We start from the raw sequence: 16,211 nt of genomic DNA, 5'->3' as shown, positions 1-16,211 counted from the left end.
GGAAGCAACCTGAGCGAGCGTTCAATCGGAATTTTGTAACCGTTTTCTTATAAATGATTTGAGGGGATGACGAATGATGAATCGAACTGTAATCGTAAGCGGTGTTAGAACACCATTTGGAAAATTCGGGGGCGGACTCAGCTCTCTAACAGCGTCAGAGCTCGGAGGAATCGCTATCAAAGAAGCCTTAAAGCGTGCAAATGTAAACGCAGAAGAGGTGGATGAAGTGATTATGGGTTCTGTTCTGCAAGGCGGTCAGGGGCAAATTCCTTCCCGTCAGGCTGCAAGACATGCTGACATTCCCTGGAGCGTAAAAACAGAAACGATTAACAAAGTATGTGCATCAGGAATGAGAAGCGTCACACTTGCTGATCAAATCATCCGTGCAGGTGACGAAGAGGTCATAGTAGCAGGCGGAATGGAATCAATGAGCAATGCACCGTACATCATGCCTAAAGCAAGATGGGGACTTCGCATGGGGGATGCCAAGGTTCAGGATTTAATGGTTCATGATGGGCTTACATGCAGCTTTACAGGGGTTCACATGGGCACGTACGGGAATGAAACAGCATCAGATTTAGACATTTCAAGAGAAGCACAAGACGCGTGGGCGCTAAGAAGTCACAAGCGTACAGTTGAAGCGATCGAATCAGGGAAATTAGGCGAAGAAATCGTCAGTGTGGAGATTCCGCAGCGTAAAGGCGATCCGCTTAAAATAGAGCAAGATGAAGCACCTAGAAAAGACACATCGATTGAAAGACTGTCTAAATTAAAACCTGTTTTTAATCAAGCAGGCACTATTACGGCAGGAAATGCACCAGGTGTCAATGACGGTGCAGGAGCTCTTGTTCTGATGAGCGAAGAGCGTGCTAAACAAGAAGGAAAGCAGCCGATTGCGGCGATCATCGGCCATACATCCATTGCGCTTGAGGCAAAGGACTTTCCGAAAACACCGGGACTTGTCATTCTTGAGCTTCTGAAAAAAACGGGTAAGAAGCTTGAAGAAATCGATCTGTTTGAAATTAATGAGGCATTTTCAGCGGTCGCTTTAGCAAGCAATCAGCTGGCAGGACTCCATCCTGAAAAAGTAAATGTAAACGGCGGAGCCGTTGCACTCGGACATCCGATTGGAGCAAGCGGGGCAAGAATCATTATTACACTGATTCATGAGCTGAAAAGACGCGGGGGCGGAATCGGCATTGCGGCTATCTGCAGCGGCGGAGGCCAGGGCGACGCCATCATGGTTGAAGTATAAGCTTTCAAACGATCAAGGGGGATGGACATGAGTATTCAAAACGTAATGGTTATCGGGGCAGGTCAAATGGGATCAGGCATTGCGCAGGTTTGTGCAATGGCAGGCTACAAGGTTTACTTGAATGATTTAAAAGAAGAATTCGTTCAAAAGGGATTCGCTTCGATTAATAAAAACCTTCAAAGACAAGTAGAGAAAGAAAAAATGACAGCTGAACAAAAGCAGGAAATCTTAAGCAGACTGACTGCTTCAACAGATCTTCAAGATGCAGCACAAACGGATTTGGTTATTGAGGCAGCTGTTGAAAATATGAAAATTAAATCAGACATTTTTGCGAAGCTTGATGAGATTACACCAGAGCAAACCATTCTTGCGACAAATACTTCTTCTTTGCCAATTACAGAAATCGCAGCAGCAACAAAGCGTCCTGAAAAGGTAATCGGCATGCACTTTATGAACCCGGTGCCTGTGATGAAGCTGGTTGAAATTATCCGCGGTCTTGCAACAAGCGATGAAGTGTATCAGGCGATTGAAGATATGACGAAAACATTGAAGAAGGTTCCGGTTGAAGTCAATGATTTTCCTGGTTTTGTTTCAAATCGTATCCTCATGCCGATGATCAATGAAGCCATCTACACTCTGTACGAAGGGGTTGCAGAGAAAGAAGCGATTGATGAAGTGATGAAGCTCGGGATGAATCATCCGATGGGACCGCTCACGCTTGCAGACTTTATCGGTCTTGATACGTGCCTCTATATTATGGAAACGCTGCACGAAGGCTTTGGCGATGATAAATACCGCCCATGCCCGCTTCTCAGAAAATATGTGAAAGCAGGATGGCTTGGCCGTAAAACAGGCAGAGGTTTTTATTCATACGAGGGATAATCAGACATCACAGGGGGACAGAACATGAATATTCGCTTCACAGAAGAGCAGGAAATGATGAGGAAGATGGTTCGGGATTTTGCTCAAACAGAAATTGAGCCGTATGTTGCAAAAATGGAGAAGGGGGAATTTCCAAGAGAGATTCTCCGTAAAATGGGCTCACTTGGTTTAATGGGGATTCCAATTCCTGAGCAATACGGGGGAGCAGGTATGGATTTTACCTCATACATCATCGCCATCCATGAGCTTTCAAAAGTAAGCGCGACAGTAGGGGTAATATTAAGCGTTCATACTTCAGTCGGCACAAATCCGATTCTTTATTTTGGAACAGAAGAGCAGAAAAAGAAGTATATTCCAAAGCTTGCAAGCGGCGAATACTTAGGGGCCTTCTGCTTAACAGAGCCGGGATCAGGGTCTGATGCAGGCAGCTTAAAAACAAAAGCTGTAAAAAAAGACGGCAAATACATTTTGAATGGATCAAAGGTTTTTATCACAAATGGCGGAGAGGCAGACACATATATTGTGTTTACGTCAACAAATCCAGGCGCAGGCATAAGGGGGATTTCAGCATTTGTGGTTGAAAAGAATACGAATGGTCTTGTGGTGGGGAAAGATGAGCACAAAATGGGGCTTTATGGGTCACGGACTGTCCAGCTTTCCTTTGAAGATGCAGAAGTTCCATGTGAAAACCTTCTTGGGGAAGAAGGAGACGGGTTTAAAATTGCCATGGCTAATCTGGATGTGGGGAGAATCGGCATTGCGGCACAGTCACTAGGCATTGCGCAGGCGGCACTTGAGAATTCCATCAACTATGCAAAAGACCGTGTTCAATTCGGCAAGCCAATCTCTGCTCAGCAGGGCATCGGCTTTAAACTCGCAGACATGGCAACAAGTGTTGAATCCTCTGAACTCCTGACATACAGAGCCGCTTTCTTGAGGCAGAATGGACTTCCTTGCGGAAAAGAAGCATCCATGGCTAAGCTGTTTGCTTCAAAAACAGCCATGGAGGTTGCTACAGAAGCGATTCAAGTATATGGCGGCTATGGATATACAAAAGATTATCCGGTTGAACGCTACTTCAGGGATGCAAAAGTATGCGAGATTTACGAAGGAACAAGCGAAATTCAAAGAATCGTTATTAGTAAACACGTCTTAAATTAAGGCTCTTTTCCTAAATATTGTTGCCTTTTGGATTAAATGTTAAAAACCTTAAGTTCCTGGAGCGGAAAGGAACGGACAACATTTATCATGGAAAACAACAATTTATGCGAAAACAGCCAAAAATAAAACAACGGGGGATGAAATAAATGTTTTTTAAACTATCAGATGAGCATGAAATGATCCGGAAAATGGTAAGAGACTTCGCTAAAAATGAAGTAGAGCCGACAGCTGCAGAACGCGATGAAGAAGAACGTTTTGACCGCGAACTTTTCGACAAAATGGCGGAACTCGGCTTAACAGGCATTCCATGGCCAGAAGAATACGGCGGCATCGGCAGCGACTACCTGGCGTATGTCATTGCGGTTGAAGAGCTTTCAAGAGTGTGTGCATCAATCGGGGTTACCTTATCAGCCCATACATCACTTGCAGGCTGGCCTGTCTACAAATTCGGGACAGAAGAGCAAAAGCAGAAGTATTTGAAGCCAATGGCACAGGGTGAAAAAATTGGCGCTTACGGATTAACTGAGCCAGGATCAGGGTCTGACGCAGGCGGCATGAGAACAACTGCTAAATTAGACGGCGACCATTACATTCTTAATGGTTCTAAAATTTTTATTACAAACGGCGGAATTGCCGATACGTATATTGTTTTTGCGGTGACAGACCCTGAGAGCAAACATAAGGGCACTAGCGCATTTATCGTTGAAAAAGACTTCAAGGGCTTCTCTGTTGGCAAAAAAGAAAGCAAGCTCGGCATTCGTTCCTCGCCGACAACAGAAATCATCTTTGAAGATTGCATCGTGCCAAAAGAAAACCTTCTTGGCCAAGAAGGAGAAGGCTTTAAAATTGCCATGATGACCCTTGATGGCGGCCGTAACGGGATTGCCGCACAAGCAGTCGGAATCGCCCAAGGTGCTCTTGACGCTTCTGTTGCTTATGCGAAAGAACGCCAGCAGTTCGGAAAACCGATTGCAATGCAGCAGGGTATCGGCTTCAAATTAGCTGATATGGCTACAACGGTTGAAGCATCCCGTCTCTTAACCTATCAGGCTGCATGGCTTGAATCAGAAGGACTTCCTTATGGAAAAGAATCAGCCATGTCCAAGCTTTTTGCGGGAGATACGGCAATGAAGGTGACAACAGAAGCTGTACAGGTCTTCGGCGGCTACGGCTACACGAAAGATTACCCTGTAGAACGGTATATGAGAGATGCAAAAATCACTCAAATCTATGAGGGCACACAGGAGATTCAAAGACTGGTTATCTCAAGAATGATTACAAAATAAGAGAGAAAAAACAGGGAGGCGGTGGAAAATGACGAAACGTGAAGTGCATGCTTCTGTCAAAGACGAGCGGCTTGTTCAAAAACGGCGTGACCAAATGATTAAAGGTGCGGTAAATCTCTTTAAGCAAAAAGGATTCCACCGCACCACCACCAGGGAAATTGCCAAGGCGGCCGGCTTCAGCATCGGCACGCTGTATGAATACATCAGACAAAAAGAAGATGTGCTGTATCTTGTCTGTGACACGATCTATGACCAGGTTCGCGACAGGCTGGAGAAAGACATTGATATTAAGCAGGGAACGATTGAAAGCTTAAAGGTCGCCATTGCCAACTATTTCAAAGTGGTCGATGAAATGCAGGATGAGGTGCTTGTCATGTACCAGGAGGCAAAGTCATTGTCGCGTGACGCTCTCCCGTACGTCCTGCAAAAAGAAATCGAAATGGTCGGGATGTTTGAAAAAGTGATTGCAGGCTGCGTGGATAAAGGGGAAATCTCGCTTACTTCCAGGGAGCGGGAATTATTGGCGCACAATATATTCGTTCAGGGGCAAATGTGGGGCTTTAGAAGATGGGCTCTGCAAAGAAACTACACGTTAGAGGAGTATATAGAAGTTCAGACGAAGCTGATTCTTCAAGGGGTAGAAAAAAACGGGAATCTAACGAAATAACGAGAGCAAAGGGGATGCGGGACGTATGCATACACAGGAGACCTATAAACCGAAACATGCCGTTCGTTTTGTAACGGCTTCAAGTTTGTTTGACGGACACGATGCTTCGATTAACATTATGCGGAGAATTCTGCAGGCGAGCGGAGCAGAGGTTATCCACCTCGGACACAATCGTTCGGTTGAAGAAATCGTAAATGCAGCCATTCAGGAGGATGCACAGGGAATTGCCATCTCTTCTTATCAAGGCGGACATGTTGAATTCTTCAAATACATGTACGACCTTTTAAAAGAAAGAGGAGCCTCGCATATTCGTCTGTACGGCGGAGGCGGCGGTGTCATCATTCCGCGTGAAATAAAAGAACTGCATGAATACGGGATCGCGCGGATTTTTTCTCCTGAAGACGGCAGAGAGCTCGGACTTCAGGGAATGATTGAGCTCATGATGAAAGAGTGCGATTTTCAAACCGTTGCGAAAATTGAGGACGAAATCGAAAAGCTGAAAACGGGTGATGTTGGGGCGATCGCAAAACTGATTACGGTTGCAGAATCGCAGCTAAGCAGCAAAAACGAAGCAGCGGCAACAGCTGAAAAGGTGATTTCAGAAGTGAAGCAATTGTCTTCAGACGCTCCTGTGATCGGGATAACAGGTACTGGCGGAGCTGGAAAAAGTTCGCTTACAGATGAACTGATCCGCAGATTTCTAAATGAAGTTCCTGAAATCAAAATTGCGGTTATCTCCATTGACCCGACAAAACAAAAAACTGGCGGAGCCCTGCTCGGTGACCGCATCCGCATGAATGCCATCTTTTCGCCAAGGGTATATATGAGAAGTCTTGCGACAAGACAATCAAGATCAGAATTGTCTCTTGCGGTCAATGATGCGATTGCTGTTGTCAAAGGTGCAGGATATGACCTGATCATTGTTGAAACAAGCGGAATCGGCCAGGGTGATGCAGCAATTACAGAAATTTGTGATCTCTCTTTATATGTTATGACAAGCGAGTTTGGCGCCCCGTCCCAGCTTGAAAAAATAGATATGATCGATTACGCAGATCTGATTGTAATCAACAAGTTTGAGAGAAAAGGATCGCAGGATGCAAAGCGCCAGGTGCAAAAGCAATATCAGCGCAGCCACATGCTGTTTGAAAGTCCATTTGAAGACTTGCCGGTGTATGGAACAATTGCTAGCCAGTTCAACGATCCGGGCACAAACACATTGTTTGTAGCGCTTTTAGATCTGATCAATGAAAAGGCTGGGAAAAGCTGGTCCTCAACCCTTCCAGTCGTGAAGGATGTAGAAAAGCAAAACGTCATTATCCCGACAGACCGCCGCTACTATTTAAGGGAAATCAGCGAATCTGTCCGCAGCTACCATCAAAAAGCTGAATACCAGGCTGACGTTGCGAGAAGATTATTTCAGCTTCAGGGCGCAATTGAAAGTGTAAAAGAGAGAGGCGCTGCACCGGAAGTGCTGGAATCATTGGAAGCTATTAAAAAGAGTGTTGAAGAAGAGCTGTCGCAAGAATCAAAACGGATATTAGATTCATGGGCTGATTTGAGAGAGAAATATGAAGCCGATCAATTTGTGACCAAAATCCGCGATAAAGAAATCGCAACAAAATTAAAAACCGTTTCTCTTTCAGGATTATCCATTCCTAAAGTATCTTTGCCGAAATACAAAGATTACGGTGAAATTTTAAAATGGGTATACAAAGAAAATGTTCCGGGATCATTTCCGTATACGGCAGGCGTTTTTCCATTCAAACGCGCAGAAGAAGATCCGAAGCGCCAGTTCGCAGGAGAAGGAACACCTGAACGGACAAATCGCCGTTTTCACTATTTGTCAAAGGATGATCCGGCTAAGCGGCTGAGCACAGCATTTGACTCTGTTACGCTTTACGGGGAAGACCCTGCTTACCGTCCTGATATTTACGGAAAGATCGGCGAAAGCGGTGTGAGCATCTGTACATTAGATGATATGAAAAAGCTGTATGCCGGATTTGATCTGTGCGCACCGGCAACTTCCGTTTCAATGACTATTAACGGCCCTGCACCTATTATTCTTGCAATGTTCATGAATACGGCGATTGAACAGCAGATTCAAAAACAGGAAATGGAGCTTGGCCGAGAGCTCACTGCAGATGAGCTGAAAGCAGTGAAGGAAAAAACCCTGCAAACCGTCCGCGGTACGGTACAGGCAGATATCTTAAAAGAAGATCAAGGTCAAAACACATGCATCTTCTCTACGGAATTCGCTCTGAAAATGATGGGTGACATTCAAGAATACTTTATCAATGAAAAAGTAAGAAACTACTATTCTGTTTCGATTTCGGGCTATCATATCGCAGAAGCCGGGGCTAACCCGATTTCCCAGCTGGCCTTTACGCTTGCGAACGGATTCACTTACGTTGAATATTATTTAAGCCGCGGCATGAAAATAGATGATTTCGCACCAAATCTCTCTTTCTTCTTCAGCAATGGATTAGATCCGGAGTATACGGTGATCGGACGCGTCGCACGCCGCATCTGGTCAACCGTGATGAGAGAAAAATACGGCGCAAACGACCGCAGCCAAAAGCTGAAATATCATGTCCAGACATCAGGCCGCTCCCTGCATGCACAGGAAATCGACTTCAACGATATCCGCACGACACTGCAGGCATTAATGGCTCTGCAGGATAACTGCAACTCGCTTCATACGAACGCTTACGATGAAGCAATCACAACACCGACAGAAGAATCCGTGCGCAGAGCGATGGCGATTCAGCTGATTATTACAAAAGAGCATGGTTTAACCAAGAATGAAAATCCTCTGCAGGGCTCCTTTATTATTGAAGAGTTAACAGATTTAGTAGAGGAAGCTGTTCTGAAGGAGTTCGATTCCATCAATGAGCGCGGCGGTGTTTTAGGCGCTATGGAAACACAGTATCAGCGCGGAAAAATCCAGGATGAGTCCATGCATTATGAAATGCAAAAACATTCAGGACAGCTGCCGATCATTGGTGTAAATACGTACATCAATCCAAACAAGCCGTCCGAGGAATCAGTCGATAACATGGAAATCGCACGCGCATCCAAAGAAGAAAAAGAAACTCAGATTCAAAACTTAAGAGCGTTTCAGGAACGCAACGAAGCATACGCAGCCGAAGCAATCGACCGCTTAAAGCAGGAAGCCATCCACAATCAGAATATTTTCGCTGAATTGATGGAGACGGTAAAATATGCAAGCTTAGGTCAAATCACTCAGGCTTTATATGAAGTCGGCGGGCAGTATCGCCGGAATATGTAAGTGAAAGAGCCTCTCCGGATATCCGGGGAGGATTTTTTTATGTAGAACAAGGGCTTGCGAGTTGAACTTGGCAGACACTTTTTGCGAGTGGCATGCTTCGAATAACACAAATCCGAATCTCTTTAGGACAGCACAAATCTACTTCCTGAATTTTTCATTTAGTTCATGCCAAATTTAGTATAAAATGAAAGAACATAGAAAACTTCGGCACACGCTGAAGAGAGGGGTTTTCATAAAAATGAGTACATATAAAATCTGGTTTAACCGCTGGTTCTCAGTTGCCTATCATTACATCGACATGATCCGGGCCAATGAAGACGGCATAAAGTTCGAAGTGTACGGAACGCACCCTGACCCTGACCACGTGATGCTTGCCAACTGCGATTATTCTGAAGTTGAGCCAAAGCTTGAAACGGACGATGAGTATGTTCTTTATTGTCTGAATTTTTGTAAAAAACATGGAATTCAGCTGTTTGTTCCAAGATATAAAATGCTTCCGATCGCCAAAGCCATAAATGAGTTTGAAGCAATCGGCACAAAGGTATTAGTAAATAGAGATGCCAATCTATTAGAAACAATCGAAAACAAAGATGAATTTTATGATAGATGCAAAGAAAAAGGCATCTTTGAGATTCCCTCTTTTTATACGGCAAGCACAGCTGATGAATTTAAAGAAACCTATGAAAAACTGAAAAATGAAGGTCTTGGCGTTTGCTATAAGCCGGTAGTAGGAGAAGGCGGCTACGGTTTCCGGATTATCGATGATGAGCTCGATCCTCTGAAAGAAGTGATGGCGCCGAGCTACCGGATTCCATTTCAGAGAGCATATGATGGCCTGAGTGCCGTCCCGGAATTTCCTGAGCTTATGGTGATGGAGTTTTTGGAAGGGGAAGAATACAGCATTGACTGCCTCGCTTTTGATGGGGAATTGCTGGCTGCGGTTCCGCGGAAAAAAGGCGGGGGCAGAATCCGGATCCTTGAGAATAACAAAGAGCTTATCCGTCTTGCCGAGGAGTTCACTAAGGAATTTAAATTGGACTATATCTTTAACATTCAAGTGAAATTTGGTCAAGGCCTGCCTAAATTGCTGGAGATCAACCCGAGAATGTCAGGCGGACTCTATTTCAGCTGTTTATCAGGGGTGAATTTCCCATATCTTGCTGTCAAATTGCTTCTCGGCGAAAAAGTGGAAAAGCAGGAAGTGACACTTGATATTAAAGCGACTTTCCTCGAAAAAGAAATCATTTTGTAAGCATTTAACTGAAACTTTTTTTCTTGTGAATCGTATGAAAGATTAACACCTTTTAATAAGGTTTTTAGTTTGAATTTTGTTGAAATATTGGTAGTATTAAACTTGTGGTCACGTTATCGTGATGTCAGGCCAAACGATCTATTTTTAAATAAAATGACGTTGGCCGCGGTTTCAGACTTGCAAGTTTCCACATTACCCAAGAGGGAGAGTGAAGAAATGGCAATTACATTACAAAAGGGTCAGAAGATTGATTTGACTAAAGGCAATGCAGGCCTGAAGAATTTAATGGTCGGCCTTGGCTGGGACCCTGTACAGCAAAAAAGCGGCGGGCTGCTTGGCAGTTTATTCGGCGGCGGAGGCGGAAGCAATGTAGATTGTGACGCATCTGTCATGATGCTTGATGAAAACGGCCGTCTGCTTGATAAGAAAAGTGTGATTTATTTCGGCAACCTTACAAGCAAATGCGGTTCTGTCAAACATACAGGCGACAATTTAACAGGTGAGGGCGATGGAGATGATGAGCAGGTTTTAATCGACTTGAGCAAAGTGCCGGCAAACGTCCATAAGCTTGTGTTCGTTGTAAACATCTATCAAGCAGTTCAAAGAAAACAGCATTTCGGCATGATTCAGAATGCATTTATCCGTGTAGTAGATTCAGCAAGCAGAACAGAGCTTGTTCATTACAACCTGTCTGAAGACTATTCCGGCTTAACTTCTCTTATTCCGGGAGAAATTTACCGTCACGGCAGCGAGTGGAAATTCGCAGCAGTCGGATCAGGCACAACAGATGCATCAATTACTGAAATAGCAAATCGTCACGCGTAAATTTTAAAAATAAAACTTATACATAAAAGGAGTCGAATCGAAATGGCAATCAGTTTATCTAAAGGTCAAAAAATCGATTTAACAAAATCAAATCCTGGTTTATCTAAAGTATTAGTAGGTCTTGGCTGGGACACAAACAAATATGACGGCGGAAATGACTTTGATTTAGACACGTCTGTTTTCTTATTAGACGCTAATGGAAAAGCTTCAAGTGAAGCAGATTTCATTTTCTACAACAATCTTGTAGGCGGCAACGGTTCTGTTGAGCACACTGGCGACAACCGTACAGGCGAAGGCTCAGGCGATGATGAAGTCATCAAAGTAAACCTTTCTCAAGTTCCATCAACAATCGATAAAATTGCGTTCACAATCACAATTCATGATGCTGAATCACGCAGCCAAAACTTCGGACAAGTTTCAAATGCATATGTACGCATTTTAAACGAAGAGAGCAATCAGGAATTAATCCGCTACGACTTAGGAGAAGATTTCTCTATTGAAACAGCGGTTGTAGTTGGCGAATTATACCGTCACGGCGCTGAATGGAAATTTAATGCAATCGGAAGCGGCTACCAAGGCGGCTTAACTTCACTAGTAAAAGACTACGGTTTAGACGTTTAAGAACCGGACTGAAAAATGATGAGAGGTGCGTTGTTTTCATAAACAACGCGCCTTTTTAAAAAATGAAAAGGTTGAAGGGACTGCCTGGGTTTCCCCGGGCGGTTCTGCTTTTTTATTGTCTAGCTGCACCGCCCAGCCCCTCGGTCAGAACGGCTCCGAAAGTATTGGCAAAAAGCGCCTTTTCTGCCGGATCCTTATCTGTCTGCCCGAGTCTAACTGGGGCGGTTCCGCTTTTCAAATTGTCTAGCTGCGGCGCCTAACTCCTCGGCCAGAACGGCTCCGAAAGTATTGGCAAAAAGCGCCTTTTCTGCCGGATCCTTATCTGTCTGTCGGAGCTGACCAAGGCGCCTCCGCTTTTCTTGTAAGAAATTTACCATCTAGTACATCACGCAGAGGGTCTGAATGGAGGAACAAGCTTGAAGCATTTTCAATATTTATCTAAGGAAAAAAGAAATGAAATCTTTTTATACGAACCAATCCATTTTTCTAAAGAAACAGAACGGGAAACCCTGGCCTATACGTTAGGCGCGACTCTCTACATGCCTGGTAATCGGACAGTTATTTCAAACGATGTACTATCTGGTAAATTTCTTAATGGAAAACACGAAGGATTAACTTCAATGGTGATTTGTCTTGAGGATTCAATCGGTGATACAGAAGTAGAATCAGCAGAAGAGAATACAGTCAGACAAATCGAAGCCATCTCAAACAGCATCTTAAAAGGCAAGTTTGATCAAAGAAATCTGCCGCTTATTTTTGTGCGGATCCGAAATGAAGATCAAATGAAACGCCTTGCTTCAAAGCTCAAGCATCATATCCAGCTGTTAAGCGGGTTTGTCTTCCCTAAATTCACATCTGAAAATGGAAGAGGCTTTTATGCAGCCCTGCAGGAAATCGCCGTTCTTTATTCTGTCACGCTGTATGGGATGCCTATTTTAGAGACGAAAGAAATTATTTACAAAGAATCCAGGATGGCTGAATTACTTGGCATTAAAGAGATTCTTGATGATTACTATGAACTCGTCCTCAATGTCCGCCTTGGAGGAACCGATTTATCAGGGCTGTTCGGAATCAGAAGAAGCCGGGATACAACGATTTATGATATTTCCGTTATTCGCGACTGCATTACAGATATCATTAATGTGTTCGGCAGATGTGAAAAAGAATATGTCATTTCAGGTCCCGTTTGGGAGTATTTTGGCGGCGGACAGCGGATCTTAAAGCCTCAAATCAGACAAACGCCTTTTCAGCAGGCATATGGCACCGAAGGTCTTGAATTCAGAGCGAACCTGATCGACCGTTATGACGACGGATTGATCCATGAAATCGTCCTTGATAATACGAATGGCCTTGTAGGCAAGACCATCATACATCCGCTGCATATTAAAATCGTCAATGCACTGAATGCGGTGACAAAAGAAGAATACCTGGATGCGTCGGCCATTCTTGATCAGGCGCAATCTTACAATGGTGTCATCCGAAGTGAGTTTTCAAATAAAATGAACGAAATCAAACCCCATTACAATTGGGCGCGGAAAATCATCTTGAAATCAAAAATATACGGGGTGTTCCATGAGCAGCAATCATTTATTGACCTTATCAGCGAAACAACAAACGAGCAATTATACATTTGATTTATTAGGGAAGCTTTCTGTAGAAATTGAACTGACAAGCAATCCGTATCTTCTTCCTTTGGAAAACCTGTTTTCTATGGCAGCACGGATTAATAAAAAACGCGGCTTCTTATTTGTGAGCAAAGTCCTCGGCAAACATATTCCTGTAAATCCAACGCTTGCTCTTCTTACTGGACAAGCTCTTGCAGCAAGATATATGGAAGTTGTGCATGGTGAAACACATCCTGAAAGAGATCAGATTCTCGCAGGCTTAAACGGGGAAGCGATTCAAAAGAGCGAGTACCGCCATGCTTTGTGTGAACCGGCTCTTTTCATAGGGTTTGCTGAAACGGCAACTGCCCTTGGACATGCAGTCTTTGAAAACTTTGAACATGCCTCTTTTTTTCATACAACAAGGGAAATGGTATCTGGAATGGATTCCATCATCAATTTTGAAGAAGAGCACTCTCATGCGACCTCTCACCGCTGTTATGTGGACGAGAGTCTATTTGAAAATGCAAGCCCCATTGTTTTAGTTGATGATGAAGTAACTACAGGAAAAACAGCGCTGAATATCATAGAATCGATCCAGGCGAAATATCCGCGCCGCGAATATACAGTCGTGTCGATTCTGGACTGGCGCTCAGAAGAAGACCAGCAGAGATTCAGAGAAACAGAAGAAAGACTTGGGGTTAAAATCCATACAGTTTCTTTAATAACAGGCCTTATTACAACAACAGGGAACCCGGTAGCAGAGAATCAGGGTGAAAAAGAAGAATCATCCTTGTCAGAAACAGAGATTAACGAAATCTATTTATCTAGTGAAGATGGCGTAACTCCTTATTCTTCCGAACTTCTATCTGCGCCTTATTTATTACACACTGGCAGATTCGGCCTTTCAGATCAGGAACAGCTTAGTGTGGATGAGTATTGTAAACAAGCAGCGGCTAAGCTGCTTGAGTTCCGTAAGGGAAAGAAGACTTTATGCCTTGGCACTGGGGAATTTATGTATGTGCCGATGAAAACAGCATCCTTTATGGGTGATGGGATCTTCTATCAATCTACTACCAGAAGTCCGATTCATCCGGTTAACCGGGAAGATTACGCGGTGAAAAGCGCTTATCCCTATACAAACCCGGAAGACGGAGAGACGGCTAATTACTTTTATAATGCAGAGCAGGATCAATACGACGAAGTTTTCGTCTTTTTTGAACGGACTGTTTTAGGTGACCACATGCAATCTATGATGAAACAGCTGAAAAGCGTTTTTCCGATTATCAATCTCGTTTTTTTCAGTACAAACAAAAAAGGAAGTGCAGCAGATGAATAAGGTGGAGCAGCAATTGCCAAAGCCACAAGCAATGGGAAGCTATTCGAAGCAGGACGTTATTTTCTTATTAAAGGACCTGAGTGACGTTACCCTTGAAAAATCAACATTAGAAAGAGAGCAGGCTGTACAAAGCGGAACTCATTATTCAGAAATGCTTCCGATTGAATATAAGCCGACAGACGAATATTTACAGCTTTTTCATCATTCTTTAGATATGTACAAACGAAAATTGGCGATTGCAGTAGGAACAGTGGCTGAGCGCATCCTGCAAGTGAAAGGACGCAGCATCGTTCTTGTATCCCTTGCAAGAGCAGGTACGCCAATCGGCATTTTAATGAAAAGATACTTTATGCAAACTTATCAACTCGATGTTCCGCATTACAGTGTTTCCATCGTAAGAGGACGCGGCATCGATGAAAATGCAATGAGGTATATTGCTCAAAATCATCCAAATGACCATGTTCAATTTGTGGACGGGTGGACTGGAAAAGGGGCTATTACAAGAGAATTGACAGAGGCGATGGCCGACTTCAACAGCAAATACGACATGCACATCGATGATTCGCTTGCTGTCTTGGCGGATCCTGGCTATTGCACGGAGATTTACGGAACTCGTGAAGACTTCTTAATTCCAAGTGCCTGCCTGAATTCTACCGTTTCAGGATTGGTAAGCAGAACCGTATTAAATGACCAGTTCATTGGGCCTGATGATTTTCACGGAGCGAAATATTATTCGGAACTGATTCCTGAAGATGTGTCGAACCATTTTATTGATGTGGTCGTCTCAGAATTTGCACATGTTGCTGAAGAAATCAGCGAACAGCTGGTAAAACTTGAGGCTGAAGACAAAGAGCCGACTTGGAAAGGCATCCAGGATATTAAACAAATTCAGGATGATTTCAGCATAGAAAACATTCATCATGTAAAACCGGGAGTAGGCGAAACAACGCGCGTTCTTTTACGCAGAATCCCTTGGAAAATTCTTGTTAAGGATTTGAACAATAAGGATCTCGAACACATTTTCATGCTGGCAAAAGAACGAAATGTACCCGTGATTGAATACAAGAACATGTCATATTCATGCTGCGGCATAATAAAGCCCCTAAACTAGGAGGAACAATCTGTGATTTTTGCAAGTGATCTGGATCAAACACTCATTTATTCAAGAAGGTCCTTCCGTGAGCCGGTGAGCGATTCTGATATTCGCCTGATCGAAATGCTGGATGGTCAGGAAATCTCATTTATGACGAAAAAAGCGATTTCCATGCTTAAGGAAATTTCAGAGCAAATGACCTTTGTTCCCGTTACGACAAGAACACCCTCACAATACGAGCGCATCACTGTTTTCCAGGAGGAAATTATCCCGGGATACGCGGTCACGAGCAATGGAGGACATGTGTTCAAGAACGGAAAGCTGGACGAGGAATGGAAACAGCATTTAGAAAACTTGATGAAAACTGAGTGCACAAGTTTAGAAGAGGTTTCCCGCAAGTTTCAGGAGATTGCAGCAGACGATTGGGTGTTAAAACAAAAAAATGCTGAAAATCTTTTTCTATATAATATTATCGACCGCGCTCTCATTCCTGAGGTGCGTCTGCAGGAATTTATCCTCTGGCTCGACCGCCACGGCTGGAAGCACTCTCTGCAGGGAAGAAAGCTCTACTTTGTACCGAAGCCGATCAACAAATGGGACGCCGTTGCTTATGTCAAAGAAGCGATTGGCGCAAAAACCGTGATTACTGCAGGAGATTCATTACTTGACCTATGCATGCTTGAAGGGGCAGATCATGCTTTTTCACCGCTGCACGGAGAATTGGGCGAATCAAATACACGACTAGTAGAAACGATTAAAAGAACGAACAAAAACGGGATTTTTGCATCCGAAGAAATTTTGGAGAACGTATTGGCAAAAGTAAGCCCGGCACCAGCTGAGTTATAAAATAGAAATATTTACCTTGTGCTGGTACAATATTAATAAGGTGTTTCCGTTGTCAAATGGCTGAACGATTTGATTTTCTTTAGATATTATT

The 16,211-nt window shown here is 43.7% G+C and carries 13 protein-coding genes; all 13 read left to right on the top strand.

The annotated features are described in order from the left end of the window. Positions 1-76: 76 nt before the first annotated feature. The gene (locus tag E2R53_RS16820; RefSeq protein ID WP_133313098.1) at positions 77-1,255 is read left to right on the top strand and encodes an acetyl-CoA C-acetyltransferase; all 1,179 of its coding nucleotides are present in this window, start codon (positions 77-79) and stop codon (positions 1,253-1,255) included. 27 nt (positions 1,256-1,282) lie between these two features. Continuing rightward, the gene (locus tag E2R53_RS16815) at positions 1,283-2,137 is read left to right on the top strand and encodes a 3-hydroxybutyryl-CoA dehydrogenase (RefSeq protein WP_133312857.1); all 855 of its coding nucleotides are present in this window, start codon (positions 1,283-1,285) and stop codon (positions 2,135-2,137) included. A 24-nt stretch (positions 2,138-2,161) separates the two neighbouring features. Further along, on the top strand, positions 2,162-3,298 hold the full coding sequence (locus tag E2R53_RS16810) for an acyl-CoA dehydrogenase (RefSeq protein ID WP_133312856.1): 1,137 nt from the start codon (positions 2,162-2,164) through the stop codon (positions 3,296-3,298). Between the two features lie 146 nt (positions 3,299-3,444). Continuing rightward, positions 3,445-4,584 carry an acyl-CoA dehydrogenase gene (locus E2R53_RS16805; protein WP_133312855.1) on the top strand — a complete coding sequence of 380 codons (1,140 nt, stop codon included), beginning with the start codon at positions 3,445-3,447 and terminating at the stop codon, positions 4,582-4,584. A gap of 28 nt (positions 4,585-4,612) precedes the next feature. After that, a complete protein-coding gene (locus E2R53_RS16800; RefSeq protein ID WP_133312854.1) occupies positions 4,613-5,251 on the top strand; it encodes a TetR/AcrR family transcriptional regulator in 639 nt (212 codons plus the stop codon). Between the two features lie 25 nt (positions 5,252-5,276). Continuing rightward, complete coding sequence (icmF, locus tag E2R53_RS16795; protein WP_133312853.1) at positions 5,277-8,540, top strand: fused isobutyryl-CoA mutase/GTPase IcmF; 3,264 nt, start codon at positions 5,277-5,279, stop codon at positions 8,538-8,540. 238 nt (positions 8,541-8,778) lie between these two features. Next, positions 8,779-9,792 carry an ATP-grasp domain-containing protein gene (locus E2R53_RS16790; RefSeq protein ID WP_133312852.1) on the top strand — a complete coding sequence of 338 codons (1,014 nt, stop codon included), beginning with the start codon at positions 8,779-8,781 and terminating at the stop codon, positions 9,790-9,792. Between the two features lie 216 nt (positions 9,793-10,008). Further along, positions 10,009-10,617 (top strand): TerD family protein, encoded by a 609-nt coding sequence (locus tag E2R53_RS16785; RefSeq protein WP_133312851.1) that lies wholly within the window; start codon positions 10,009-10,011, stop codon positions 10,615-10,617. 42 nt (positions 10,618-10,659) lie between these two features. After that, a complete protein-coding gene (locus E2R53_RS16780; RefSeq protein ID WP_133312850.1) occupies positions 10,660-11,238 on the top strand; it encodes a TerD family protein in 579 nt (192 codons plus the stop codon). Between the two features lie 416 nt (positions 11,239-11,654). Next, positions 11,655-12,872, top strand: coding sequence for an HpcH/HpaI aldolase/citrate lyase family protein (locus E2R53_RS16775; protein WP_133312849.1), 1,218 nt, complete (start codon positions 11,655-11,657; stop codon positions 12,870-12,872). Beyond that, positions 12,811-14,181 (top strand): phosphoribosyltransferase family protein, encoded by a 1,371-nt coding sequence (locus tag E2R53_RS16770; RefSeq protein WP_133312848.1) that lies wholly within the window; start codon positions 12,811-12,813, stop codon positions 14,179-14,181. The genes E2R53_RS16775 and E2R53_RS16770 overlap by 62 nt, the downstream gene beginning before the upstream one ends. Further along, the gene (locus E2R53_RS16765; protein WP_286166255.1) at positions 14,174-15,292 is read left to right on the top strand and encodes a cysteine protease StiP family protein; all 1,119 of its coding nucleotides are present in this window, start codon (positions 14,174-14,176) and stop codon (positions 15,290-15,292) included. The genes E2R53_RS16770 and E2R53_RS16765 overlap by 8 nt, the downstream gene beginning before the upstream one ends. A 12-nt stretch (positions 15,293-15,304) precedes the next feature. Continuing rightward, positions 15,305-16,120: an HAD family hydrolase gene (locus tag E2R53_RS16760; RefSeq protein ID WP_133312847.1), complete on the top strand. Its 816-nt coding sequence runs from the start codon at positions 15,305-15,307 to the stop codon at positions 16,118-16,120. Positions 16,121-16,211 lie beyond the last annotated feature (91 nt).

The organism is Peribacillus frigoritolerans (assembly GCF_004358755.1).
Lineage (GTDB): Bacteria > Bacillota > Bacilli > Bacillales > Bacillaceae > Bacillus_P.
The sequence above is the reverse complement of the archived record's forward strand: the minus strand, read 5'-3'. Positions and strand labels throughout refer to the sequence as shown.